A 25,650-nucleotide genomic window follows, 5' to 3' on the forward strand; every position below is an offset into this window, starting at 1 on the left:
TTTTTTGAGGGGAGAATTGCAGATGCGTACGATTCAAGATGCGATGCGTCACTTGGAACGGATATCCGTCTACCTAGAGGTCAAAGGGGAAAATCCATTTAAAATCAATGCTTTTCGAAAAGCAGCAAGTATCCTCGAAGCGTCTGATGCAGACTTCATGGAGATCGAAGATTTCACGGCGATGAAAGGGATTGGTAAGGGAACGGCTGCCGTACTGGAAGAATATCGACAAACCGGAACGAGTACTGCTTTGACGGAACTCGAACAAGAAGTACCGGAAGGGTTGATCGCCTTACTAAAAATTCCGGGTCTTGGTGGTAAGAAACTTGCTAAACTGCATGAAGTCGGTGTCATTGATGCGGATTCCTTTGCAGAGAAATTAGCGGATGGTACAGTCGAGGCGATGCCTGGATTTGGTAAGAAGACGGTCGAGAAATACGTCAAAGCGCTCGAAACGTTTGAAACACGACCAGAGCGTCTGCCATACGGTGTTATGCGAAAGGTCGTTGCTGAATTAAATCAGACACTTGCAACGTTTGATGAAGTCATCCGCTTCGAAGTCGGTGGAAGTTTCCGACGGGCAGAAGAGACATGTAAGGATCTTGATTTCATCCTTTCGACGAACGAACCGGAACGGATCAAGGAGCAACTTCTTGAACTATCGCTGATTGATGAAGTCATCGCTGCTGGTAGTACGAAAGTGTCACTCGTCTTAAAACGAGATGTCTATTATATCGCGGTTGATTTCCGAATCGTGGATGACGCGTCGTACGCGTCAACGTTACACCATTTCACGGGTTCAAAAGATCATAATGTTCGGATGCGTCAACTCGCCAAAGAACGGGGAGAGAGTATTTCTGAATATGGTGTCGAGACGGAGAACGGTTTAGTGCAGCCAAAGACGGAAGAAGAATTATTTGCACGGTATGACTTACCGTTCATCGCACCGGAATTACGGGCGGGACGGCAAGAGTTCGAACAGGATTTATCAAAACTCTTGATTGAACAAGACATTCAGGCAGATGTTCATATGCATACGACGTGGTCAGATGGTACCTTGTCTGTCGAAGAATTAGTCGATGCATGTGCAGCACGAGGCTATACGTGGATGGCGATCACCGATCACAGCAAGTACATGAAGTTCGTCAATGGATTGACGGAAGATCGCTTGCGTGCACAACGCGTCGAGATTGAAGCAGCGCGAGCAAAGCATCCCGAGATGACGATTTTATGTGGTGTCGAGATGGATATTTTGCCCGATGGATCACTTGACTATGAAGATGACTTCTTACAAGAGATGGATTATGTCATTGCATCCATCCACTCGAAGTTTGATCAGACAGAAGAAGAAATCATGCAACGACTCGAAAATGCTTGTCGTAATCCATACGTCTCTCTCATTGCCCATCCGACGGGACGAATCATCGGTAGACGTGAAGGGTATGCCGTCAACGTCGATCGATTGATCGAATTAGCAGCAGAGACAGGAACAGCACTTGAGATGAACGCAAACCCAGCGCGATTCGATTTGACGGCAAGTTCCCTTGCGAAAGCCAAGGCTGCCGGAGTAAAGATTTTGATCAATACGGATACACACCGACCAGAAATGTTAGAAGATATGAAACTTGGTGTCCTTCATGCACGTAAAGCCTATTTGGAGGCGTCTGATGTCATCAATACGTGGAGTGCCGAAGAGGCACTTGCATTCTTCGGTCGAAAACGTTTAGGAGTGGATTAAATGAATGCCAACGCATTACGCGTATTAGAATATGAAAAGCTAAAAGAAAATATGCTCGCCTTCACGGCAAGCTCACTTGGTGCACAGTTCGTTCGAGCGATGCGTCCTGCGGAAGAGTTCGAGCAGGTCAAGGAATTGTTAGCTGTCACGACAGAAGCAACAACGGTCTATCGCTTGCGTGACCGTTATCCGTTCGGTGGATTGACAGATGTCCGGAGTGAGGTCAAGCGGGCAGAGATTGGCTCTGTCCTCTCGACAAGTGAATTATTATCTGTCGCAGACGTCGTCTATTCCGGACGACAAGTGAAGGCGTTCCAAGAACGACTACACGAGGATCATGCAGATCTACGATTACCACGCCTTGATAGTCGAATCGAGCAAATCACGAAGCTCGTTGAAATCGAACAAGGCATTCGTCATGCGATCGATGATCAGGGAACTGTCCAAGATTCAGCAAGTGATAAATTACGAGCGTTACGCAGTCAGTTGCGCTCGCTCGAAGGACAGGTTCGCTCAAAAATCGATAACGTCTTACGCAGTAAAGCGAAAATGTTGTCTGACGCAATCGTGACGATGCGAAATGATCGGTATTGTGTACCGGTCAAACAAGAGTACCGTCAAGCATTCGGGGGAATCGTCCATGACCAGTCGGCGTCCGGTGCAACGTTATTCATCGAACCACAAGCTGTCGTTTCTGCAAATAACGAGATTCAAGAAGCGCGTTTGAAAGAACGAGCTGAAATCGAACGAATCCTCGCCCAACTATCAGCACTTGTCGGTAGTGTCGGTGATTCGCTTCGCATCAATCTCGATGTCCTAGCTGAACTCGATTTCATCATGGCGAAAGCATTATACGGTCATCAAATCGGAGCTGTCGAACCGCGTTTGAATGAAAATCGCCATATCATTCTGAAGGAAGCACGCCATCCGTTCATTCCGAAGGAGGAAGTCGTACCGATTACTGTATCGCTTGGTGGTGATTTTACGTCACTCGTCATCACCGGTCCAAACACCGGTGGTAAGACAGTCACCCTCAAAACAATCGGTCTTCTACAATTGATGGTGCAATCAGGACTATACGTGCCGGCAGCAGATGAGACAGAGCTCAGTGTCTTCGATGCGATTTATGCCGATATCGGGGATGAACAGTCGATTGAACAAAATTTATCGACGTTCAGTTCGCATATGACGAACATCGTCTCGATGATGGAGAAAATCGATTTCATGAGTTTGGTCCTGTTTGATGAGTTAGGTGCCGGAACGGACCCGACAGAGGGTGCTGCCCTAGCAATCGCGATTCTAGATGAAGTCAAACGCCGCGGAGCGCGCGTTGCAGCGACGACGCACTATTCGGAGTTAAAAGCATACGGATATAACCGAGAAGGAGTCGTCAATGCATCGATGGAATTCGATGTCGAATCACTTAGTCCGACGTATCGACTACTCATCGGTGTACCTGGACGATCGAATGCGTTTGAGATTTCAAAACGCCTCGGACTCGAAGACCGGATTATCGACGCAGCACGTGGTCAAATCGGTAGCGACGCTCAGTCCGTCGAGACGATGATCGAACGATTGGAAGAAGCGAAACAACGTGCTGAAACGTTAGAGTCTCAGTTGCTAGAAGAGAAGAAACGACTCGTTGCAGAGCGTGAGCAATTCGAGCAAGAACAAGCCGAAATCCAGGTAGAAAAGAATGAGATTTTGGCAAAAGCAGAAGAAAAAGCAACGCGTGCTGTCGAACGTGCGCAAAAAGAAGCGGAAGGCGTCATTAAGCGCTTGAAGGAATTACGTGATGCTGGTGCCGTCAAAGAGCATGAACTGATCGAAGCACGTAAAAAACTTGAAGATGCGAAACCGAGCTTGCAAGAGAAGCGAATTGCGAAAGTGAAAGCGAAATACGACCAAACGCCACGTTTTGATAAAGGGGAAGAAGTCAAAGTTACGACCTTCAATCAAAAAGGCTATATCATTAACCAACAGGCAAACGGAGAGTATACGGTTCAAGTCGGGATCATGAAGGTGAACGTCAAGCCGGAAGATCTCGCGAAGATCGGCAGTACACCAAAACGTCCGCAAACAAAAGGGCGTTCTGGTGGAACAAGTATCACGAAACAATCGGCACCTTCAGCTGAACTCGATTTGCGTGGCGTACGTGTCGAAGAAGGGCTGTCGAAGCTTGAGCGCTTCATGGACCAAGCCTTGTTATCGAACTACGACCACATTCGTGTCATTCATGGTCTTGGTACGGGAGCGATGCGTCAAGGTGTCCAAGAATTCTTGAAAGGTCATCGTCACGTCAAAGGTCATCGCCTAGGTGGACAAGGTGAAGGCGGACACGGTGTGACGATCATCGAACTGAAATGAGGAAAGTAAGATGAACATTTTTGAGAACGTCTATGTCTATACGACAGCGCTCTATTCGGTCGCGGGATTACTGATCATTTTAGGACTTGCACTTTTTGAGTTGACAACCCGGTATAAAAACTGGGAACATATCAAGAGTGGCAATATCGCTGTTGCGTTAGCAACAGGTGGAAAAATCATCGGACTCGCCAATATCGTTCATTTCGCTGTTCAGGGGGAAGAACGAGTCGGGTCGATATTTCTTGAAAGTGCCTTTGGCTTCTTATTATTGATATCGACATACTGGATCTTTGAATTCCTGACACCGAATTTGCCGGTAGACCGTGAAATCGAGAATGGCAATATTGCCGTCGGAATAATTTCATGTGCCTTATCAATCGGCATGTCCTACGTCATCGGATCAGCGTTAGTGGGGTGAATCCGTGTTAGAACGTTTAGCGAAAATCATGTTCGGGGTTTCGATCGCCTTTTTGGTCGTCGGTATCCTCTGGATTGTATTTAATTAAAAGAACCGGTCTTACCGTGTGATCATTCCGTACTGACATCGTTTCAGTACGGAATTTTTATTGGAAGCCACGCCTAATCAAAAAAGGAGGAACGCATATGAACGTACGAAAAACAACAACGGCAGAAACAAGACGCCGTGCTTTTGAAGCGATGCAACTGATCTCTTGGAAGGATATTTTTTGGGTTGTCGTTGGATCGGCGATTCTCGCTTTTGGGATCAACTACTTTACGATTCCAAACGACTTATCAGAAGGTGGATTGATCGGGATCACGGTCATTTTCTACTATCTGTACGGATGGGATACAGGACTTGTGTCACTGATTGCGAACGCTTTGCTATTCGTCGTCGGTTATCGATTCCTCAGCCGGAAGACGATGCTCTATTCCGTCATCTCAGTCGCAGTCACATCGTTTGTCCTCTCCTCAACAGCAAGTCTTGCGACTTCGTCAGATAGCCGCTTGATTGGTACGGTCTATGCGGGAATTCTGATTGGTGTTGGAATTGGTCTCGTCATTCGAGCAGGAGGAACGACGGGTGGGGGCGTCATCATCGCTCGACTCATGAATAAATATTTGAATCTTAGTATCGCAGTCTCGATGTTCATCATCGATGTCGCAGTCGTCGGTGCATCGGGTTTTCTATTTGGAGAAGAGACGATGCTGTATACGTTGATTGCGATCATCATTGGCTCGTACTTGATTGATCTCGTCAGTGAAGGATTGAACGTCCGTGAAGCGGTCACGATCATCAGCCATCGCCAAGAAGAGATTGCGACGATTCTAACAGAGACACTTGGTCGTAGCGCAACAGTCATTCATAGTCATGGTCATTTCACGAAACAAAAGAATGATATGTTATATATGATCGTCGATAAACGACAACTTGCGCCTTTGAAGCAAATCGTCGAAGCAGCAGACCCGCGCGCCTTCGTCGTCATTCATAAAGTACGGGAAGTCATTGGGGAAGGATTTACGTATCCATCTCGTTAAATCATGCAAAATCAGTATTCGTCCTCTTTCGAAAAGGAGAAGGGCGAATACTGTTTTTTTTGTATCGTGAATTCTGGTTGAAAGAATCAAAAAACCAGCAAATTCAATTTCTTTTTTTGGATTTTACTGGCATGTCGAATTGAAATCAACGTATAATAAAAATGAATAGTAATTCATTATCAGGGAGGGAAACGTATGGAATCCGTTTGGTTATCTGATTATCCAGAGCAAGTACCCGCATCGATTGATTATCGAGAAGTACCGCTTTATCAGGCGCTTGATGAGGCAGCGACTGATTTTCCGGAACAACGTGCCTTGAGTTTCTTAGGAAAACGTATGACATTTCGTGAAGTACGTGATGAAGCGCGTACCTTTGGAAGTCTGCTACAGGAACAGGGACTTAAAAAGGGAGATCGCGTCGGACTGATGTTACCGAACTGTCCCCAGTATATGATTAGTTATTATGCTGTCCTCTACGCAGGGGGAATCGTCGTCCAAGTGAACCCGCTCTATACGGACCGCGAACTCGAACAGATTCTCGTTGATTCAGGGGCGCATATGCTCGTGACACTCGATCTACTTTATCCAAAAGCATCTCGCGTCAAAACAGCGACTGCACTGAATACGGTCGTGACGACAAGTATCGCGGATTACCTTCCCTTCCCTAAAAATAAACTGTATCCCATTAAAGCACGGAAAGATAACAACATCATCATCGATACGACAGGTTCGATTCCATTTTTATCACTACGTGGGTATGAACCGATCGCACCAGTCACGATTCAACCGAAAGAAGATGTCGCTGTTCTTCAATATACGGGTGGAACGACAGGGGCTCCAAAAGGTGTCATGTTGACGCACTTCAATTTGAGTGCGAACGTCGAACAGATCGACAAATGGTTCTATAAATACAATCGAGGAGATGGACGAAAGCTGTTAGCCGTCGTTCCTTATTTCCATGTCTACGGGATGACGTGTAACCTCAACTTTGGTATTTTTAATGCGTATGAACAGATCATCGTTCCAAAATTTGATATCGAACAAGTACTGAAGACGATTCATAAAGAAAAACCGAATCTGTTCCCAGGTGCTCCGACGATGTATGTTGGTTTATTGAATCATCCGAAGCTGAAGAAATATGATCTCTCTTCGATTGAAGCTTGTATTTCTGGTTCAGCCCCACTTCCAGTCGAAGTGCAGGAAAAATTTGAAGCGTTGACGGGGGGGCGAATCGTTGAAGGATACGGTTTGTCTGAAACAAGCCCGGTCACGCATACGAACTGTATTTGGGACCGCCGAATTCCTGGAACGGTCGGCATTCCGGTACCTGATACGCAAGCGAAGATCGTCCAAGCGGATGGTGAGACGCCGGCTGCACCAGGTGAAATCGGCGAAATCATCGTTACAGGACCGCAAGTCATGAAAGGGTACTGGAAGCGACCAGAAGATACCCAAGCTGTTTTACGAAACGGTTGGTTGCATACGGGAGACCTTGGCTATATCGGCGAGGATCACTACTTCCGAATCGTCGATCGAAAAAAAGACTTAATCATTGCTTCCGGGTTCAACATCTATCCACGAGAAGTCGAAGAAATCTTATATGAGCATCCGGCAGTCAAAGAAGCGGTCGTCATCGGTGTTCCCGATGTTTACCGTGGAGAGACCGTCAAGGCGTTCATCGTCGTCAAGGATGAGATGACGGTCACGGAAGAAGAACTCGACCAATTCTGTCGAAAACAGTTGGCTTCATTCAAAGTACCGAAGCAGTATGAATTCCGCCAAGAGTTACCAAAAACGTTCGTCGGGAAGATTCTCCGTCGTGTTCTCGTTGAAGAAGAGCGTGCCAAACAACTCGAAGAAAGCAGTTGACAGGATAAAATGGCATGATAGAATAAATATGAATGAACCATCATTCATTTTATGCGTTAGGAGATAGTGGAATGAAACGAACAATGTCAAAGAGTGACCGCATCATTGATGCCGCTGTAAAAGTCATCGCCAAAAACGGCTACCATGGAGCGAAGGTGACTGCCATCGCAAAAGAAGCCGGTGTTGCGGATGGAACGATTTATCTGTACTTCAAGAATAAGGAGCACCTCTTGATTTCGCTCTTCCAAGCGAAAATGGGGAGTTTCATCGAATATTCCGAAGGACAAATCGCGAATTATACGTCAGCGACGGAACAGTTGGCAGCATTGATTGAAGCGCACCTCGAGCAATTATCCGTCGACTATGATTTGGCGGTCGTCACGCAGATCGAGTTACGTCAATCGAACCAAGACATGCGCCAAAATATCGCTGCTGTCTTGAAACCTTACTTGCATCTGATTGATCGGGTCGTCAAGCACGGAATGATGACAGGTGAGTTTTCAAACGAACTCGATTATCGATTGGCACGTCAGATGATTTTCGGAACGATCGATGAGGTCGTGACGAGCTGGATGGCAAGTGGATTCAAATATGAGTTGCTTGAGACACGCGACGGGATTCATCGGATGTTGATCAAAGGGCTGAGTTAAGCCCTTTTCATGAAAACAATCATGTAAGCGGATACAAAGGATGATGGTGAATAGACGACAAGGGGGAGCATGAGATGGAAATCTATGTACTGTTGAAACGCACATTCGATACGGAAGAAGCAATCCAACTCGAGAATGGTCAAATCGATGAGGATGGCGCAGAGTTCATCATTAATCCATATGATGAATATGCTGTAGAAGAAGCAATCCGTGTCCGTGATGCACAAGGGGGAACGGTGACGGTCGTGACGGTCGGACCGGAAGATGCGGACAAGGAATTACGAACAGCACTCGCGATGGGAGCGGATCAAGCCGTTCGTATCTCCATTGAAGATGACATTGAAGAAGCAGATCATTTTACGATTTCTGAAGTGCTCGCTGGTTATTTGAAGGAACAAACGGTTGATCTCGTCATCGCCGGAAACGTCGCAGTCGATGGAGGAAGCGGTCAAGTGGCACCTCGTGTCGCAGAATTGCTTGATATTCCTTACGTGACGACAATTACGAAGCTAGAGCTCGACGGAACGAAAGCTGTCGTGACACGTGACGCTGAAGGGGACACGGAAACGATTGAAACAACACTTCCGTTACTCGTGACGGCGCAACAAGGATTGAACGAGCCACGTTATCCAAGTCTTCCGGGGATCATGAAAGCGAAGAAGAAACCACTTGAAGAACTCGAGCTCGATGATTTAGAACTCGATGAAGACGAACTCACACCACGTCTAGAGACGATTGAACGTTTCTTACCACCGAATAAAGCAGCCGGTAAGATTCTCGAAGGTGAACTGAACGAGCAAGTCGCACAGCTCGCATCATTACTACGTAACGAAGCAAAAGTGGTCTAAGGGGGAGAAACGAATGACAAAAGCATTAGTACTCGCAGAATCACGGGACGGCAGTTTACGGAATGTGTCGTTTGAGGCAATCGCAGCAGCGCGACGTGTCGCAGATGAAGTCATCGCTGTCCTGATTGGACACGATGTAGCAAAAGATGCGGAAGCATTAGCGTCACGCGGAGCAGATCAAGTCCTCGTCGTCGAAGATGAACGTCTGTTGCATTACACACCAGATGGTTATGGACAAGTCTTTCTCGAGTTGATGAACCGGACGTCACCAGACGTACTCGTCTTCGGTCATACGTCGCTCGGGAAGGATCTATCGCCGAAGATTGCAGCAAAACTACAAGCTGGGCTAATCAGTGACGTGACGGCGATCGAAGGAGAAGGCGCGGATGCGTCATTCATTCGCCCGATCTACTCGGGTAAAGCATTTGAAAAAGTTAAAGTCGCAGAGGGCAAAACACTCTTTACGGTTCGTCCGAACAACATCGATCCACTTGAAGCAGGTAGTTCACAAGGGACGGTTGAATCCGTTACGGTCGAACTAAAAGATTTACGTACGATTGTCTCAGACATCGTACGCAAAGCCACGGGTGGCGTTGATTTATCAGAAGCAAAAGTCATCGTCGCAGGTGGGCGTGGTGTCAAGAGCTCAGATGGATTCGCCCCGTTACAAGAACTAGCAGATGTCCTCGGAGGAGCAGTCGGTGCTTCGCGTGGTGCCTGTGATGCGGATTACTGTGACTACGCGCTGCAAATCGGTCAGACGGGTAAAGTCGTTACGCCGGATCTGTACATCGCTTGTGGGATCTCAGGTGCGATTCAACACTTAGCAGGAATGTCGAATGCAAAAGTGATTGTAGCCATCAATAAAGACCCGGAAGCGAACATCTTCTCGGTTGCTGACTACGGCATCGTTGGCGATTTGTTCGACGTCGTTCCGCTATTGACAGCTGAATTCAAAAAAATGCTCGTTCACGGATGAGTTTGAACACCGGTGCCATCGTCATGGCGCCGGTTGTTTTTGCGGATTTTTCGCGTGAGCAGTTTCGTTTGTTGGAAGAGACTGCTATGATATACTCGAATCAATAAAGAGATCACCCATTTTTTTACCGGGTTGATCTACTCATTAGGAGGTTATGATCAATGGCAATCGTACACGCAACTAGCCAATCATTTAAAGAAGAAACACAAGAAGGACTCGTCCTTGTTGATTTTTGGGCAACATGGTGTGGACCATGTCGTATGCTCGCACCAGTTCTTGAAGAACTCGATGCTGACATGCAAGATGTAAAAATCGTCAAAGTTGACGTGGATGCAAACCCAGAAGTCGCTGGAGCATTCCAAGTACAAAGTATCCCGACACTCGTTCTCTTCAAAGATGGACAACCTGTCAACAAAACAATGGGCTTCATGCCAAAAGACGCACTTAAAGAATTCGTTGAAACATCTAACTAATTCTTTTCTGCATATCAAAATGGACCGCTCTGCATAGGCAGAGCGGTCCATTTTTTAATTACATTGGTGAACAAAGTTCGATGAGGTGACCATCAGGATCAAGAACGTACGCAACGACTTGCCCCCATGGTTTTTCAACAGGAGCGAGTACGGTCTCGTATCCCGCCTCTGCGACATTTATATAAAGAGCAGGGACGTCATCCGTGACAAATCCGATCTCTAACGTCTGTTGTACATTTCCACTTGGTATCGCGTAACCCGGTATCAACTGTTGCACATCTTCGCGTGTATTAAAAGCGAGTGTCGTCTGACCGGTTTCGAACTCGATGTAACTACCATGCTCCGCTTTAACGGATAAACCAAGAACGTCTCGGTAAAATGTTAAGGTCCGTGAAGAATCTTCGCTATAAAGAATCGTGTAGCCATATTGAATCATTAAAAGACCTCCTATCAATCTTCAAATAACGAAGCGATGTCTGAAGCGGGCGTTGGGTAAGCGAATCCAGTCTGCTGCATCGAAGTACTTGGAATTCGGTGCTGCATGGCAAACGAGAAGTAGTTTGCTAGTTCCGCTGCATGTACACCGATGAAGTGTGCGCCGAGCACTTGATCATCTTCACCAACAAGGACTTTCGCTCGAGCAAAACTATCTTTGATCCGTGCGTTCGTTTGCCAGGAAGATGTATCAATCAATCGACCACTGTAAGGGATACCGGCCTTTTTCAAAGAGGCTTCCGTTTCGCCGACGAGGGCTAGGTTCGGAGCGGTGAACACGACACTCGGTACCGGAAGTAGCTCCAGTTTCCGATTGTTCCCTTCAAGCATGTTATCAGCGGCGAGCCGTCCTTCCGTTCCAGCGAACGGTGTTAAGGCAGGATTCCCGCTGACAGCGACGTCTCCTGCAGCATAGATATGTTCCACAGAAGATTGGAGATATTCATTGACGTGTATTCCTTTTTCGTTATGCTCAACGCCAATTGCTTCGAGACCAAGCTGGTCGATACTCGCAACACGTCCAGTTGCGTTCAAGACGACGTCGGTCTTCAACACGTCACCGTTAGACAACCGAAGTGAGTCCTCTTCATAGGCGACGACTTCCGCCTCTTTGATGATCGAGATGCCAAGTGCTCGCGTGGCATCGAGTAAAACATCGACCAATTCACTTTCGAATTGTTTTAAAGGGTGAGAACGTAAGACGATCGTGACGTCTGCTCCAGCAATCCGAGCAAGATGTGCGAACTCAAACGAGATATAACCGCCACCGACACAGACGAGTCGTCGGGGAAGTTCTTTCAGTTCAAGAAACTCATTACTAGTTATGAAACGTTCGCTACCGGGTACAGATAATTCGCGAGGACGCAATCCAGTTGCGATTAAAAACTGCTTCCCTTCGATTTCTTCTTCACCAATTCGGAGACGATGCGAAGACACGAAATGAGGTTCGCCGTGGAAATAGTCGATGTCTGTTTCGGCGTACCGTTTTCGTGTTTGCTCAGGAATAGCACGTGTGTATTCATTCTTTCGCTCCATCAATTGGCGCCAATCAATCGAAATCAATCCTTTAACACCATATCCGAGCAAGCGCTCGACAGCATCTTTCGTTTCACTACCTGTTAGTAAGATTTTTTTTGCGTCACATCCGCGTTGTGCGCAAGTACCACCCGGAGTGAAGTTTTCAACGATGGCAACACGTAGTCCTTTTTCAATGAATTTATAAGCCGCTTGATTTCCAGCGGAACCCGTTCCAATCACAATGCAATCATATGTACGCATTTTTCATCCTCCATATGTCATAATCAATGTATGGTATTTACCCGAACGAATAAAACTAAAAACGGTGAAAGGAGACATTTATTTGGGACATCAAGAACATATTAAAGCGAAACTATCCCTTTTACCTGATGAGCCGGGATGTTATCTACACAAAAACGAATTTGGCGAAGTCATCTATGTCGGAAAAGCAAAAAATCTAAAGAATCGTGTCCGCTCCTATTTCACGGGAGCACATGATATTAAGACGGAACGTCTCGTCGCGGAAGTCCGTGACTTCGAATACATCATCACAGCGAGTGAACTAGAAGCGTTATTGCTTGAGATGACATTGATTAAAAAGCATGATCCGAAATACAATATCATGTTGAAGGACGATAAATCTTACCCGTACTTGAAAATTACGAATGAGACCTATCCACGATTGATTACGACACGTAAGTTAAAAAAAGACGGCGGACATTACTTCGGTCCGTATCCGAATGCGTATGCAGCGAACGAAACAAAACGTCTGTTAGATCGTTTATATCCGTTACGCAAATGTCAGCCGATGCCGAAGAAACTCTGTCTGTATTATCATATCGGTCAATGTCTCGGTCCGTGTGAAATCCCGAATCTTGAGTCGGAACAAAAGGCACTCGTATCGGAAATCCGACGCTTCTTATCGGGCGACACGAAAGAACTCGTTGAAAGCTTGAAGCACAAGATGGCAGAAGCGGCCGAGACGATGGAATTCGAACGTGCAGGAGAATTGCGTGATCAAGTGCGAGCCATTGAGTCGATCATGAACAAACAAAATATGATCACGGCGGATTTGACATCACGTGATGTATTCGGGATTCACGTTGATAAAGGCTGGATGTGTGTCCAAGTATTTTTCCTTCGCGGGGGGAAAATGATCGAGCGCGATGTCTCGCTTTTCCCGATTTATGGTACGCCAGCCGAGGAACTGGAGAGTTTCATCGTTCAATTCTATGAAAAGAACATCAAGCCGAGTGAAGTCTATGTACCACCACTCGTCAATCAGCTTCTCCTCAAAGAGGCGCTTTCAATCAAAATTCACGTTCCGGTCCGAGGATCGAAGCGGAAATTACTTGATTTAGCGACGAAAAATGCTGAAAATGCGATATCTGAACGCTTTGAATTGTTAGCAAAAGATGAGAAACGCACCGTGCAGGCAGTCGAGGAGCTCGCGAATGCAATTGATGTCCATCCATTATCACGAATCGAGATCATCGATAATGCGAACATCCAAGGAGCAGACGCTGTTTCGGCGCTCGTCGTCTTTGAAGACGGTAAACCACTCAAAAAGGAATACCGGAAATTCAAGATTCGGACAGTCCAAGGACCGGACGACTATGAATCGATGCGTGAGATCGTTCGTCGCCGTTATCGGCGATTGTTACTTGAAGGAGCGCGCCTTCCGGACCTCGTCTTAATTGACGGAGGAGTTGGACAGTTGAATGCTGCTTTAGAAGTCATTCAAGATGAACTTGGCTTATCCCTTCCGGTCGGTTCATTAAAAAAAGATGACAAACACCGAACGAGTCAGTTGTTATTTGGAGAAGATGCTCGTCTCATCGAACTAAGTCCTCGTTCAAGTGCGTTTTATCTACTGCAGCGCATGCAAGATGAAGTGCATCGGTTTGCTATCACGTTCCATCGCTCCCTCCGTTCAAAAGGAATGACCCGTTCCTTGCTTGATGAGATACCAGGAGTCGGACCGAAACGACGGCAACAGTTGATCCGCCATTTCGGATCGATGCGTAGTCTGCGTCGTGCGACGATTGAGCAGTTGGCAGAGGCGGGATTGCCCGTGAAATTAGCGGAAACCGTTGCCGAATATTTAAGTCAAGCGAATGAAGAATAAAAAAATGCCGTCCTCTTGAAGAGGGCGGCATTTTCAAAAGATTAGTTATTGATGTACTTCTCGTAGTATGAACCGAAGTCGCGCTGGTTCCACTGATGGTAGTGACCTTGAAGCCACTCGAAGGATTGTTCAGACAGTTCCTTGAACGTTTGCGGTACGTTCATGTCACCTTGGCGAAGACCACCGAGAATCGTGACCGAATGATTCAGTGAACTGTTAGCGAACTCAAGCATTTTTTGTCCTTCATACTGTTTTTCAGCGATAGCAAGAAGTGTTTTATAAAGATCTTTCACATGTTCGAGTTGTTTCTTATCGACATCGATTGAATAATGTTTTCCACCGATTTCGAATTTGATTTCGACATCAAGGTCGACCGTTCCAGCCGTTTCGAACATGACATGACGGATCGGATAATGGGCATATGGATAACGATACAAAACGCGTTTCGAACTGACGGCACTTTCACCATCTAGATGAATTAAAGCCAAGTTCGTAAAGCAATACTCATCAGATTTAGATTTAATCAGGAAATAGATTTTTTCGCCGTCTTCATGTAAAACATAATCGTCAGCGGCTGCCTTGTCGAAATCATCAGGGTGAATGACTTGTCCGATATCACTGAATCCTGTTAAATCGGCTGCTAATTTTTTGAACATGTGAAGTTCCTCCTCGCGATTTGTGTACGAATGATTTTACGATCACTTACTGCAAAAGGTTTCAAGTTCTTTTTCGATGTGAGAAACAAGGATTCCTGTCTGGAACTATGTAATAAATCAACCGAGTGGTTCAAGTGGATCTTTTGGATCGATCTGGACCGTAATCTGGATGAGTTCCTTATTCACCTCAGCGTATCCTTCCGCAACACACGCATTAAAACGCGAATGTTGTTCAGCGAGAAAACCAGCTTCGAGTTGGAAATAACCTTGTGGACGTTCGTCTCTCGTCGTTTCAGGCGGAGAAAGAATATACGAAGTGACAGTACCTTTCTGTTTCTTGACCTCAAGCATTCCCCAACCTGCTTGTTCGAAGAACGAAGATAACTCGGATTCGTCGACGACAGGGAATTGACGAGCCAAACGCTTGCCTGCCCAGTAAATGACTTGCCGATAATCCGATCCTAAAAGATCGGTCAGCACATAATCTCGGATCAATTCGATACCGAAAAGTGGTGTTTGATTTGGTGTAGCGTCCATCATGATTCACTCCTATCTGAGAACCATTATACCGAGATGATTCTTGTCGGTCATTGTTTTCCTAAAAAAATTTGCAGTTAAATGCAACGCCTCGGGTTGTCTTCTAAAAAGGACAGGAGTAGAATAAGTGATGAAAAGACGAATTTCCTTATGAAAGCGCTTTTCTACCAAAATGCGCCAACGGTTGATTGGCAAACAAAAGGGGGGATTTGGATGGCGAATCATCGTGATTTCGTGAGTCGTAAAATACACTCACTGCTCGGCGTCATTCCAATCGGGTTATTTTTACTTTCGCACTTAACGACGAACTACTTCATCGTACGTGGTGAAGAGGACTTCAATAAGGCCGCGGAATTCGTGGGGAGCGTTCCGTATCGATTGTTCTTAGAGATCTTTGTCATCTTCATTCCGATCATCTTGCATGGTGTCTACGGTGTATACATCGCATTCACAGGTTCTGCGAACACAGGACGTTATACATACTTCCGGAACTGGATGTATGTACTGCAACGCTTCAGCGGAGTGTTCCTCGTCGTGTTCATCACATGGCACGTTTGGGAAACACGGATTGCCGCTGCGATGGGAACAGCAGTCGATGCAAGTATGATGCAGAACATCGTCGATAATGGATTCATGCTCGCGTTTTATATCGTCGGGATCTTGGCGACGACTTTCCACCTAGCAAACGGACTTTGGACGTTCTGCATCACGTGGGGAATCACGCAGTCACCAGCATCTCAACGAGCGATGTCTTACGTGGCAGCACTCGTATTCATCGGTTTATCGTTTGTAGGCGTACGCTCGATCTTAACGTTTGCAGGCGTGTTGTAAGGAAAGGGGAACTGACAACATGGCGAACAAGAATCTTGTCATCATCGGTGGAGGGCTTGCCGGATTGATGGCTACGATAAAAGCAGCAGAGCAAGGCGTACCAGTTAAGTTATTCTCACTCGTACCCGTCAAACGCTCACACTCTGTTTGTGCACAAGGTGGCATTAACGGAGCAGTCAATACGAAAGGGGAAGGCGACTCACCATACCAACATTTCGATGACACGGTATATGGGGGAGACTTCCTCGCAAATCAACCACCTGTTCAAAAAATGGCGGAAGCGGCACCGAAAATCATTCATATGTTCGACCGAATGGGTGTCATGTTCAACCGGACACCGGAAGGGTTGCTCGACTTCCGACGTTTCGGTGGAACATTGCATCACCGGACGGCATATGCTGGTGCGACGACAGGACAACAACTGTTGTACGCACTGGACGAGCAGGTTCGTAAGTTCGAAGCGCAAGGTTTGGTAGAAAAATATGAAGGATGGGAATTCCTTCGTGCAATCATCGATGACAACGGCATTTGTCGCGGAGCGGTCTGTCAAAATCTCCGGACGATGGAGATCGAAGCATTTGCGGCTGACTCCGTCATCCTCGCGACAGGTGGTCCTGGGGTCATCTTCGGAAAATCGACGAACTCGGTCATCAATACAGGACAAGCAGCAGCTGCTGTCTATCGTCAAGGTGCGATCTATGCGAACGGTGAGTTCATTCAGATTCACCCGACAGCGATTCCTGGAGACGATAAGTTGCGTCTCATGAGTGAATCAGCACGAGGCGAGGGCGGTCGTGTCTGGACGTATAAAGACGGTAAACCGTGGTACTTCCTCGAAGAAAAATATCCGGCATACGGAAACCTTGTTCCACGAGATATCGCAACGCGCGAAATCTTCGACGTCTGCGTTAACCAAAAACTCGGCGTCAACGGAGAGAACATGGTCTATCTCGATTTGTCGCATAAAGATGCGAAGGAACTCGACGTTAAACTTGGTGGGATTCTTGAAATCTACGAGAAGTTCGTCGGCGACGACCCACGAAAAGTACCGATGAAGATCTTCCCTGCCGTTCACTATTCGATGGGCGGATTATGGGTCGATTACGATCAAATGACGAACATCCCTGGATTGTTCGCAGCAGGTGAATGCGATTACTCGATGCACGGTGGTAACCGTCTTGGAGCGAACTCACTTCTTTCAGCCGTATACGGTGGAATGGTCGCTGGACCATCAGCAATCGCATATATGAACGAACTTGAGACATCGGTTCATGAGATGAACGAGGAAGTTGTCGAAGCGCATAAAATTGAAGAGATCAATCGTTTCAACGACATCTTATCGATGGAAGGTACGGAAAATGCGTATCAAATCCACCGTGAGCTTGGCGAGATCATGACAGATAACGTCACGGTCGTTCGTTATAACGATAAGCTTGAAGAAACCCTTACAAAAATTAAGGAACTCCGCGATCGTTTCACACGCATTTCGGCAACGGATACAGCACGTTGGAGTAACCAAGGGGCATCGTTCATCCGTCAGCTCGATCATATGCTTGACTTAGCAGAGGCAATCACACTCGGTGCGTTGAAACGCGACGAGAGCCGTGGAGCACACTACAAACCGGACTTCCCGGAACGTAATGATGAACAGTTCTTGAAGACGACGATGGCGCGTTATACGAATGGTCATCCGGAAATCTTCTACGAAGACGTCGACACGTCGTTGATTCCACCACGGAAACGCGACTACAGCAAGAAGTCGAAGAAAGAGGTGAAAGCATAATGGCGACACCACTCGAATCATCTACTACGCAAAAATCGGTTCAATTCATCGTCCAACGTCAAGATGGACCAGATGGTAAACCGTATGATGAGGCGTTTGAAATTCCTTACCGTCCAAACATGAACGTCATTTCCGCTTTAATGGAGATTCGTCGAAATCCTGTGAATGCTGCGGGTGAAAAAACAACACCAATCAACTGGGATATGGGTTGTTTAGAAGAAGTTTGTGGTGCTTGTTCCATGGTCATCAACGGTACACCACGTCAGTCGTGTACGGCGCTCGTTGATAAATTGGAACAGCCGATCCGCCTTCAACCAATGCAGACGTTCCCAATCGTTCGTGACCTCCAAGTTGACCGTCAGCGCATGTTTGATGCGTTGAAAAAAGTCAAAGCGTGGGTTCCGATTGATGGAACATATGATTTAGGTCCAGGACCACGGATGCCAGAAAACAAACGTCAATGGGCATATGAGTTATCAAAATGTATGACATGCGGTGTATGTCTCGAAGCATGTCCGAACGTTAACGATCGTTCGACATTCATCGGACCGGCATCGATCTCGCAAGTCCGTCTATTCAACTCGCATCCGACAGGAGCTTTCCACAAGGAAGAACGTCTTGAGGCGTTGATGGAAGACGGCGGGATCATGCAGTGTGGTAATGCTCAAAACTGTGTTGAAGTTTGTCCGAAGGGAATTCCGCTGACGACTTCGATTGCAGCAATGAACCGTCAGACAACACTTCACTCATTCAAGAAGTTCTTCGGTAGTGACGAAGGACGGACAGGTGAAGCAGTTAGTTCATGATTTATCAAAGAAGGAGCTTGCTCCTTCTTTTTTCATTCAGACAGGAGGAACTCATTGTGCGCGTACCAGCTTATATTCCAGAACTCGAGTCATGGCTTGAACAGATGAAACACGGAACGCGGCTTGACGTCGCCGTCCGGTTCGCGGAGACTGATGCCTACGGTCATATGAATAACCGAGTACCATTTGTCTATTTCGAGGACGTTCGGACATTGATGTTAGAAGAAACCGGGTATTCGCTTGCAGACGATGGGATCATCGTCGTTGCGGATGCCCAGTGTAACTACATTCGCCAAGTCTATCCACGGGCGCGTCTCTCTGTCTATGCATACCCGGTACACGTCGGCAGTGCATCGTGTGACGTACATTACGCAGCGTTTGATGAGCAGGAGGAACTGATGTTCACAGGACGGACATCAATGGTCCAAATCGACCGTTCCGGGAAAGCATTCCCATGGAGTGAAGCGTATAAAAATTCCTTGCAGAATCGATTCGAATCCGTTATCATTTGATAATGAGTTCACATATTCGAAAACGACTCACTAGTACGTTATTAGTGAAGGGAGATTTCTTAATCATGGAAAAAACATTCAAAGTCATCGCGGATTCAGGCATTCACGCTCGTCCGGCTACTCAGCTCGTCAACACAGCTTCTAAATTCCAATCAGACATCAACTTGGAATACAACGGGAAGACTGTCAACTTGAAGTCAATCATGGGTGTTCTTTCACTCGGAATCGCGAAAGATTCAGATATCAAAATCGTTGCAAACGGTGACGATGCTTCTGAAGCAATCACGACTCTTTCAGATATGCTGACAAGCGAAGGTCTTGCTCAGTAATCCTGTAATCGTACATTCTCGGACGCCGGTCTTGCACCGTCGTCCTTTTTTGTTACCATAAGAGTAGTGAGAAAGAGGTGGAGAAGAGTGAATCGAGCGATTGGAGTACTAGATTCCGGAGTCGGTGGTTTGACGGTCGCACGTGAGTTGATGCGACAGTTGCCCCATGAGCGAATCATTTATGTCGGGGATACTTTACGGTGTCCGTATGGTCCACGCCCTGAAGAAGAGATTCGTGAGTTTACGTGGGAGATGATTGATTATCTCGTACAACAAGATGTGAAATTGATCGTAATCGCCTGTAACACAGCAACGGCTGTTGTTTTAAAAGAAGCGCGAGAACGTTTAAATATACCTGTTATCGGTGTCATTGATCCGGGTGCGCGAGCAGCCGTCAAGGTGACGCGTACGAAACGAATTGGTGTCATCGGAACGAAGATGACGATTACAAGCAATTCCTACGAGAAGGCGTTACGCCACGTCGAAGGGCAAGTCGTCGTTGAATCGTTAGCTTGCCCACCGTTCGTTCCGCTCGTCGAGTCGATGCAAACGGATGGTGCTTACGTTGAGCGTGTCGTCGCCAATACGTTACGACCATTGATAAATTATGATATGGATACATTGATTCTCGGGTGTACGCATTATCCGCTTCTAGCAGATGTGATTGGACGGGTCATCGGACCAGGCGTCCAGCTGATTTCTTCGGGAGACGAGACGGCACTTGAGGTAGCAGCACTACTTGATTACAATACGATTTCAGCAGATGTGACACAAATACCGGAACATCGTTATTATGCAACAGGCGATATTCGTTCATTTGATCAGATTGCGACGGACTGGCTCGATCAGCCGATACACGCAGAACGCATCGTGCTTGGAACGGAGGAAGATTAAATGCGAATAGACCAACGAACGGCGGATCGTATCCGACCTGTTCAGTTATCGATTGATATCAATAAACACGCAGAAGGTTCGGTTATGATTGAACTGGGCGATACAAAAGTTCTCTGTACGGCAACCGTCGAAGAAAGAGTGCCACCGTTCTTGCGCGGTAAACGCCAAGGCTGGATCAACGCGGAGTATTCGATGTTACCGCGGGCAACCGCTCAGCGGACAGCACGAGAAGCCGTTCGTGGTAAGCAGACGGGACGGACGATGGAAATCCAACGTCTGATTAGCCGCTCGCTTCGGGCGGTCGTCGATTTAGAAAAACTTGGCGAACGAACGATCTGGATCGACTGTGATGTCATTCAAGCAGATGGTGGCACACGGACCGCATCAATCACGGGTGGTTTTTTAGCACTCGTCCGAGCGGTCGATCAATTGATTCAAGCCGGGAAACTGACGGATACACCCATCAAGGAAGGTATCGCAGCGATTTCGGTTGGAATCGTTGAGTCGAATGTCTTGCTCGATCTTTGTTACGAAGAGGATGCTGCGGCTGAAGTCGACTTCAACCTCGTCATGACGTCATCTGGTAAAATCGTCGAGATGCAAGCGACGGGAGAAGAATCAACATTTTCTCGTCAAGAGATGCTCGATATGCTCGAACTTGGGGAAAAAGGTATTAAGGAACTGATTGAAGCCGGTCGTGATGCACTCGGTGTGTCATGGTGGTATGTAGGAGAAGAAGTGGGGGAACATAGATGAAAATCATCGTTGCAACACATAACGCGGGAAAAGTGAAGGAACTCGAAAGTATGCTCGGGCGTCTCGGTTACACGGTCGAGTCGTTACTTGATCACGCGGATGCACCAGAAACGGATGAGACGGGTGAAACATTCGAGGAAAATGCACTCTTGAAGGCAACAGAAGCTGCAGCGTACTTCGGTCATGCGGTACTTGCTGATGATTCAGGTCTTGAAGTCGATGCCTTAAACGGGGCCCCAGGAGTTTACTCGGCACGATTTGCTGGGCTTGCAAAGTCGGATACGGCAAACAATGCCTTGTTACTTGAGAAATTACACGATCTACCGGAAGAAAAACGGACAGCACGTTTCGTTTGTGTACTTGCTCTCGCAAAACCCACAGGTGAGACATTGACGGTTCGCGGCACGATGGAAGGGCACATCGGTTTTGAGGCGAAGGGTTCGAACGGTTTCGGTTATGATCCGTTATTCGTCACGGAGAGCGGAAAAACTGCTGCTGAGTTGACGAAAGAAGAGAAAGCAATGATTAGCCATCGTGGCAATGCATTGCGTAAGCTCGAACAGGATTTAACTACCTTCTTAGGAGTGTGATGAAGATGAGAGCGTTGATCGTTAGTGATAGCCATGGACTAGAACAAGAATTGCTTACGATTTTCGAACGTCATCAAGACGTGGATGTAGCATTTCATTGTGGAGACTCCCAATTGACGCGTGACATCGAATCATTATATCCATATCGTGTTGTGCGAGGAAATTGTGATTATGGACACGACTTTCCGGAAGAAGTCACGTCAGAGATGGACGGGCGTGCGGTACTTTGTGTTCATGGGCATCGGCAAGACGTCAAATATAGTCTAGATGTTCTGCAGCACCATGCGAACGAAAAGAAAGCTGACATCGTGTTGTATGGTCATTCTCACGTCGCAAAGGCAGAATATCGAGATGGTGTCTTATTCATCAATCCAGGATCGATTCGGATGCCACGCCATCGACCAGATAAGACATATGCGATTCTAGAAGTGGATCAAAACCGTTATTCTGTCGATTTTCTTGATGTAAATGGTGACCCGGTAAATGCGCTCCATCTGGACGGAACATTTTTGTAATAAAATAAATGCAATATTTGTAATGTGATTGACACGAAAGAATTGTTCTAGTATAGTTTATTCGTGTTGACACGTCCCAATAGCTCAGCAGGATAGAGCAACGGCCTTCTAAGCCGTCGGTCGGGGGTTCGAATCCCTCTTGGGACGCTATAATTAAAATAGAGACTGCCCTTACGAGGGTGGTCTCTTTTTTTTATTCCGATTTTCGATTATAATTAAGGTATCATGAACTCGAAAGGGATGAATGCGATGTGGAAGAAAGTTGGAGCAGTCCTAGTACTAAGCACGTTTCTTGCTGGATGTAGTGAGATTTCAAATACAGTCGACGATGCAAAGCAACAAGTGAATGATGTGAAGAATAGTGTTGATTATGCAGGAGAACTCCAAGGGATTGCGAAAGACACGGCACAAGTTACGTCAGATTTATCCGCTTCTTTGAATGAGGCCGCTACAACAGCACGTGAATCGGCGAATCCAGAACAAGCACTGGATCAACAAATCGAGAAGTTGAAGGAAAACGGAACAATTGATCAATTCAATCAAGAACTAGATCAAATCGATCAACGCTTAGCGGGGCTTGAAAATCCACCGCAAGAGTTGCAGAATTTAAGTGCAAAACTGGAACAGTACGTGAATCAGTCGGAAGATATCACACGACTTCTTGAGACAGACGTCTCTCTTGATACGTTAAATCGTCTTGGCATTGAACAAGCAGGGAAACTGCAAGAAGCAATCACGAACTGGACATCTTTACTCGATCCGTTTACGAAATAAGCAGTTTTAGTATAAAGGAGTGACGGAATATGGGGACATCGCGCTGGATGGAACATGAACTCGAAGCAGCACAAGCGCGGATTCTTCGCTTGACCGCTTCTGAGCAAGAACAATTGATTGTGGAATTAGAGACGGATCAACTGACAGGAGAAGATGTCTTATACCGACTCTATATCATTCAACCACTCTTACTGAACGATCGTGAACGATTTGAAACTGTAGCAGAACGATTTCTTGACGTTGAGGGTGTTGAGCAAGTGCTCGCACTCTTTCTTTATGAGCTGGGAGAACGCTATCCGATGAAACTCGCACTGCGCTCGGCATCACCCTACTTACCGTATGGATTGGCGCTTCGATTAGACGAGATCAAACAGCAGATGAGCGTTCGAAAACAAAAGTCGTCTACGGTTCAGACGAGTAACATGACGCAGTGCCCGGTTGCGCCCGGAACAGAGCTGATGCATGTGTTACGACATGGGAATTGGGTTGAACAGATGCGCTGTCTGACGGGTGCTGAATTCGAACGAACACCTTCGCTCATGGAATACATCACAGACAAGTATTTTCATGCTCAAGAGACAGCGCATCAAAGTCTACTCGTCATCGATCAATTATTAGGAAGCGTGCTTGATCATTTGACATATCCGACAATGATTCAGGTGCCACACTTAGATGTAGACTGGACGATTTCATCACGCCAAGATTTAGAAGAAGTGTTGCTTGCCCATCAACAGGAGCAACAAGCGTTACTCGCATCGATGCACATGCTACAACGAATGGATCCGTTTCGGGCATTGCTCGTCTTAAGGTCGGATCAATTGGTTCATCTTGAAGAACGAGAGCTCATCGGATCAGATATGGAGAATTGGTTCTCGGCGTGCGAAGAACTCGCAGGTCTAACATTTGAAACCGAAGACGCGGGACGTGTCTTAAGTCCGCTAGCACAGCAGTTATATCGAGCGTCACATATTCTTTATCCGGAAGTCATCGCATTCGAGCAAATTTACTTCGATTGAGACATCTGGAAACGATTCGTTCAACAGTGGTAATCGTCAGAACGATTGTGCTATAATGTGACTTGTTGTACACACATGTACGCTAATTGACAATTTTGGAGGGACTCAGCATGACTGCAAAATGGGAAAAACAATCAGGTAGCCTCGGCGTCCTCACGTATGAAGCGCCTGCTGAAGCATTTGATAAAGCGGTAGACCAAGCGTTCAAGAAAGTCGTTAAGACTTTGAACACACCAGGTTTCCGTAAAGGAAAAATGCCACGCGCAATGTTCAACAAAATGTACGGTGAAGAAGCACTGTACCAAGATGCACTCGATATCCTTTATAAGGACACAATCGAAGGTGCAGTCGTCGAATCAGGAATCGAGCCAATCGCGCTTGAAAACATCGACGTTGAAACACTCGAAAAAGGCAAGCCAGTAGAATTCAAAATCACGTTCGTCATCGAGCCTGAAGCTACACTCGGTGAGTACAAAGGTCTTGAGTACACAGCAGTTGAAACGAACGTTACTGACGAAGACGTCGACGCTGAACTCAAAACATTACAAGAACGCGGTGCAGAACTCGTCGTTAAAGAAGATGGCGTCATCGAGAATGGCGATACAGTCGTATTCGACTTCGCAGGTTTCGATGGGGAAAACCAATTCGACGGCGGAACTGCTGAGAACTACTCACTCGTCATCGGTTCTGGAAACTTCATTCCTGGATTCGAAGAGCAGATGGTCGGTTTAAAAACTGGCGAGCAAAAAGATCTTGAAGTGACATTCCCTGAGGAATACCACGAAGCATCACTCGCTGGAAAACCAGTTACATTCAAAGTAACAATCCATGAAGTCAAAGCTCAAGAGCTCCCTGAATTGACAGATGAGTTCGCTAAAGAGATGGATGAAGAAGTTTCTTCACTCGACGAGTTGAAAACAAAAATCCGTACACGTCTCGAAAACACACGCAAACAAGAAGCTGATGCTTCAATGCGCGATGAGTTAGTCGAAGCGGCTACGAAAAACGCAAAAGTTGATCTTCCAGAAGTCATGGTCGAAAACGAAGTTGAGCGTATGGTCCAAGAGTTCACACAACGTATTCAATCACAAGGTATCGACCTCAACATGTACTTCCAGTTGACTGGAACGACAGAAGAGGCAATGCGTTCTGAAATGAAAGAGCAAGCGGAAGAGCGCGTTAAAGCACGTCTCGTCCTCAAGCAAATCGTTGCTGACGAAAAAATCGAAGTAACAGACGAAGAAACACAAACTGAACTTCAATCAATGTCAGAACTCTACAACATCCCTGCAGATCAACTTGAAACGATGCTTGCACCACAAGGTGGACTTGAAACGCTTAAAGGCGATCTTCAATTCCGTAAAGCTATCGATGTTCTCGTCGACAACGCAAAAGCAAAATAAGCCATTTCATGGTTTTCGATCGACTTCAAGCCCAATTTCTGGTCTTGGAGTCGATTTTTTTGTACGATAGGTCAAACAAGGACAAACAATCCTTGGTTCAGGACATCAAACTGTAAATCGTTCGTCCAGGATTTGAAAGACTTTCCTTGTTCATGCTACAATCATAAATAGTAAAACGTGAGACGGG

26 protein-coding genes and 1 tRNA gene are annotated in these 25,650 nt (G+C 46.5%); 23 read left to right on the top strand and 4 right to left on the bottom strand.

What is annotated here, in order from left to right; all coding sequences use genetic code 11:
* The first annotated feature begins 22 nt into the window (after positions 1–22).
* From polX to trxA, 9 genes are all read left to right on the top strand, one after another.
* A complete protein-coding gene (polX, locus tag ACV3PA_RS06980) occupies positions 23–1,738 on the top strand; it encodes a DNA polymerase/3'-5' exonuclease PolX (RefSeq protein ID WP_456125873.1) in 1,716 nt (571 codons plus the stop codon).
* Positions 1,739–4,105, top strand: a complete 2,367-nt coding sequence (locus tag ACV3PA_RS06985; RefSeq protein WP_053454002.1) for an endonuclease MutS2 — start codon at positions 1,739–1,741, stop codon at positions 4,103–4,105. It abuts the gene before it with no gap.
* 10 nt (positions 4,106–4,115) lie between these two features.
* Complete coding sequence (locus tag ACV3PA_RS06990; RefSeq protein ID WP_023469001.1) at positions 4,116–4,523, top strand: DUF350 domain-containing protein; 408 nt, start codon at positions 4,116–4,118, stop codon at positions 4,521–4,523.
* Between the two features lie 185 nt (positions 4,524–4,708).
* Entirely contained in the window at positions 4,709–5,602 is an 894-nt protein-coding gene (locus ACV3PA_RS06995; protein WP_053454001.1) for a YitT family protein, read from the top strand.
* Between the two features lie 195 nt (positions 5,603–5,797).
* Positions 5,798–7,471, top strand: coding sequence for an AMP-binding protein (locus ACV3PA_RS07000; RefSeq protein WP_456125874.1), 1,674 nt, complete (start codon positions 5,798–5,800; stop codon positions 7,469–7,471).
* A 71-nt stretch (positions 7,472–7,542) separates the two neighbouring features.
* Complete coding sequence (locus tag ACV3PA_RS07005) at positions 7,543–8,121, top strand: fatty acid metabolism transcriptional regulator FadR (protein WP_456125875.1); 579 nt, start codon at positions 7,543–7,545, stop codon at positions 8,119–8,121.
* Between the two features lie 74 nt (positions 8,122–8,195).
* Entirely contained in the window at positions 8,196–8,969 is a 774-nt protein-coding gene (locus ACV3PA_RS07010; RefSeq protein WP_023468996.1) for an electron transfer flavoprotein subunit beta/FixA family protein, read from the top strand.
* A gap of 13 nt (positions 8,970–8,982) precedes the next feature.
* Positions 8,983–9,948: an electron transfer flavoprotein subunit alpha/FixB family protein gene (locus ACV3PA_RS07015; protein ID WP_456125876.1), complete on the top strand. Its 966-nt coding sequence runs from the start codon at positions 8,983–8,985 to the stop codon at positions 9,946–9,948.
* A 161-nt stretch (positions 9,949–10,109) separates the two neighbouring features.
* Positions 10,110–10,421 (top strand): thioredoxin, encoded by a 312-nt coding sequence (gene trxA, locus ACV3PA_RS07020; protein ID WP_023468994.1) that lies wholly within the window; start codon positions 10,110–10,112, stop codon positions 10,419–10,421.
* Between the two features lie 58 nt (positions 10,422–10,479).
* Here the strand turns inward: trxA and ACV3PA_RS07025 are convergent, their stop codons facing one another.
* Complete coding sequence (locus ACV3PA_RS07025; RefSeq protein ID WP_053453997.1) at positions 10,480–10,857, bottom strand: VOC family protein; 378 nt, start codon at positions 10,855–10,857, stop codon at positions 10,480–10,482.
* A 14-nt stretch (positions 10,858–10,871) separates the two neighbouring features.
* Complete coding sequence (locus ACV3PA_RS07030; protein WP_456125877.1) at positions 10,872–12,194, bottom strand: dihydrolipoyl dehydrogenase family protein; 1,323 nt, start codon at positions 12,192–12,194, stop codon at positions 10,872–10,874.
* An 82-nt stretch (positions 12,195–12,276) separates the two neighbouring features.
* Here ACV3PA_RS07030 and uvrC point away from each other — a divergent pair, with 82 nt between their 5' ends.
* On the top strand, positions 12,277–14,061 hold the full coding sequence (uvrC, locus tag ACV3PA_RS07035) for an excinuclease ABC subunit UvrC (RefSeq protein WP_053453995.1): 1,785 nt from the start codon (positions 12,277–12,279) through the stop codon (positions 14,059–14,061).
* A gap of 41 nt (positions 14,062–14,102) precedes the next feature.
* Here uvrC and ACV3PA_RS07040 read toward each other — a convergent pair whose 3' ends face one another.
* Together ACV3PA_RS07040 and ACV3PA_RS07045 are read right to left on the bottom strand one after the other, a co-directional pair.
* Positions 14,103–14,717: a PH domain-containing protein gene (locus tag ACV3PA_RS07040; RefSeq protein WP_023468990.1), complete on the bottom strand. Its 615-nt coding sequence runs from the start codon at positions 14,715–14,717 to the stop codon at positions 14,103–14,105.
* A gap of 117 nt (positions 14,718–14,834) precedes the next feature.
* Entirely contained in the window at positions 14,835–15,257 is a 423-nt protein-coding gene (locus ACV3PA_RS07045) for a DUF2507 domain-containing protein (protein ID WP_456125878.1), read from the bottom strand.
* 210 nt (positions 15,258–15,467) lie between these two features.
* Between ACV3PA_RS07045 and ACV3PA_RS07050 the strand changes: the two genes are divergently transcribed.
* The 13 genes from ACV3PA_RS07050 to tig all read left to right on the top strand — a co-directional run bounded on the left by ACV3PA_RS07050 (position 15,468) and on the right by tig (position 25,463).
* Positions 15,468–16,085 (top strand): succinate dehydrogenase cytochrome b558 subunit, encoded by a 618-nt coding sequence (locus ACV3PA_RS07050; RefSeq protein WP_053453993.1) that lies wholly within the window; start codon positions 15,468–15,470, stop codon positions 16,083–16,085.
* 19 nt (positions 16,086–16,104) lie between these two features.
* A complete protein-coding gene (gene sdhA / locus ACV3PA_RS07055; RefSeq protein WP_456125879.1) occupies positions 16,105–17,868 on the top strand; it encodes a succinate dehydrogenase flavoprotein subunit in 1,764 nt (587 codons plus the stop codon).
* The gene (gene sdhB / locus ACV3PA_RS07060; RefSeq protein WP_023468986.1) at positions 17,868–18,674 is read left to right on the top strand and encodes a succinate dehydrogenase iron-sulfur subunit; all 807 of its coding nucleotides are present in this window, start codon (positions 17,868–17,870) and stop codon (positions 18,672–18,674) included. Before sdhA ends, sdhB begins: the two co-directional genes overlap by 1 nt.
* 56 nt (positions 18,675–18,730) lie before the next feature.
* A complete protein-coding gene (locus ACV3PA_RS07065) occupies positions 18,731–19,186 on the top strand; it encodes an acyl-CoA thioesterase (protein ID WP_053453991.1) in 456 nt (151 codons plus the stop codon).
* 65 nt (positions 19,187–19,251) lie between these two features.
* Entirely contained in the window at positions 19,252–19,515 is a 264-nt protein-coding gene (locus ACV3PA_RS07070; protein WP_012371023.1) for a phosphocarrier protein HPr, read from the top strand.
* A gap of 87 nt (positions 19,516–19,602) precedes the next feature.
* Positions 19,603–20,409 (top strand): glutamate racemase, encoded by an 807-nt coding sequence (gene racE, locus ACV3PA_RS07075; RefSeq protein WP_053453990.1) that lies wholly within the window; start codon positions 19,603–19,605, stop codon positions 20,407–20,409.
* Positions 20,410–21,165, top strand: coding sequence for a ribonuclease PH (gene rph / locus ACV3PA_RS07080; protein WP_053453989.1), 756 nt, complete (start codon positions 20,410–20,412; stop codon positions 21,163–21,165).
* Positions 21,162–21,755, top strand: coding sequence for an XTP/dITP diphosphatase (locus ACV3PA_RS07085; RefSeq protein WP_053453988.1), 594 nt, complete (start codon positions 21,162–21,164; stop codon positions 21,753–21,755). The genes rph and ACV3PA_RS07085 overlap by 4 nt, the downstream gene beginning before the upstream one ends.
* Before the next feature lie 5 nt (positions 21,756–21,760).
* On the top strand, positions 21,761–22,270 hold the full coding sequence (locus ACV3PA_RS07090; RefSeq protein WP_053453987.1) for a metallophosphoesterase family protein: 510 nt from the start codon (positions 21,761–21,763) through the stop codon (positions 22,268–22,270).
* 73 nt (positions 22,271–22,343) lie between these two features.
* Positions 22,344–22,417 (top strand) — tRNA-Arg (locus tag ACV3PA_RS07095).
* A 102-nt stretch (positions 22,418–22,519) separates the two neighbouring features.
* Positions 22,520–23,044 carry a hypothetical protein gene (locus ACV3PA_RS07100; protein ID WP_235504901.1) on the top strand — a complete coding sequence of 175 codons (525 nt, stop codon included), beginning with the start codon at positions 22,520–22,522 and terminating at the stop codon, positions 23,042–23,044.
* A 29-nt stretch (positions 23,045–23,073) separates the two neighbouring features.
* Complete coding sequence (locus ACV3PA_RS07105) at positions 23,074–24,060, top strand: hypothetical protein (RefSeq protein WP_456125880.1); 987 nt, start codon at positions 23,074–23,076, stop codon at positions 24,058–24,060.
* Between the two features lie 110 nt (positions 24,061–24,170).
* Positions 24,171–25,463: a trigger factor gene (gene tig / locus ACV3PA_RS07110; RefSeq protein WP_456125881.1), complete on the top strand. Its 1,293-nt coding sequence runs from the start codon at positions 24,171–24,173 to the stop codon at positions 25,461–25,463.
* Positions 25,464–25,650: the final 187 nt, after the last annotated feature.

Source organism: Exiguobacterium sp. EA-TM-5 (assembly GCF_053878415.1).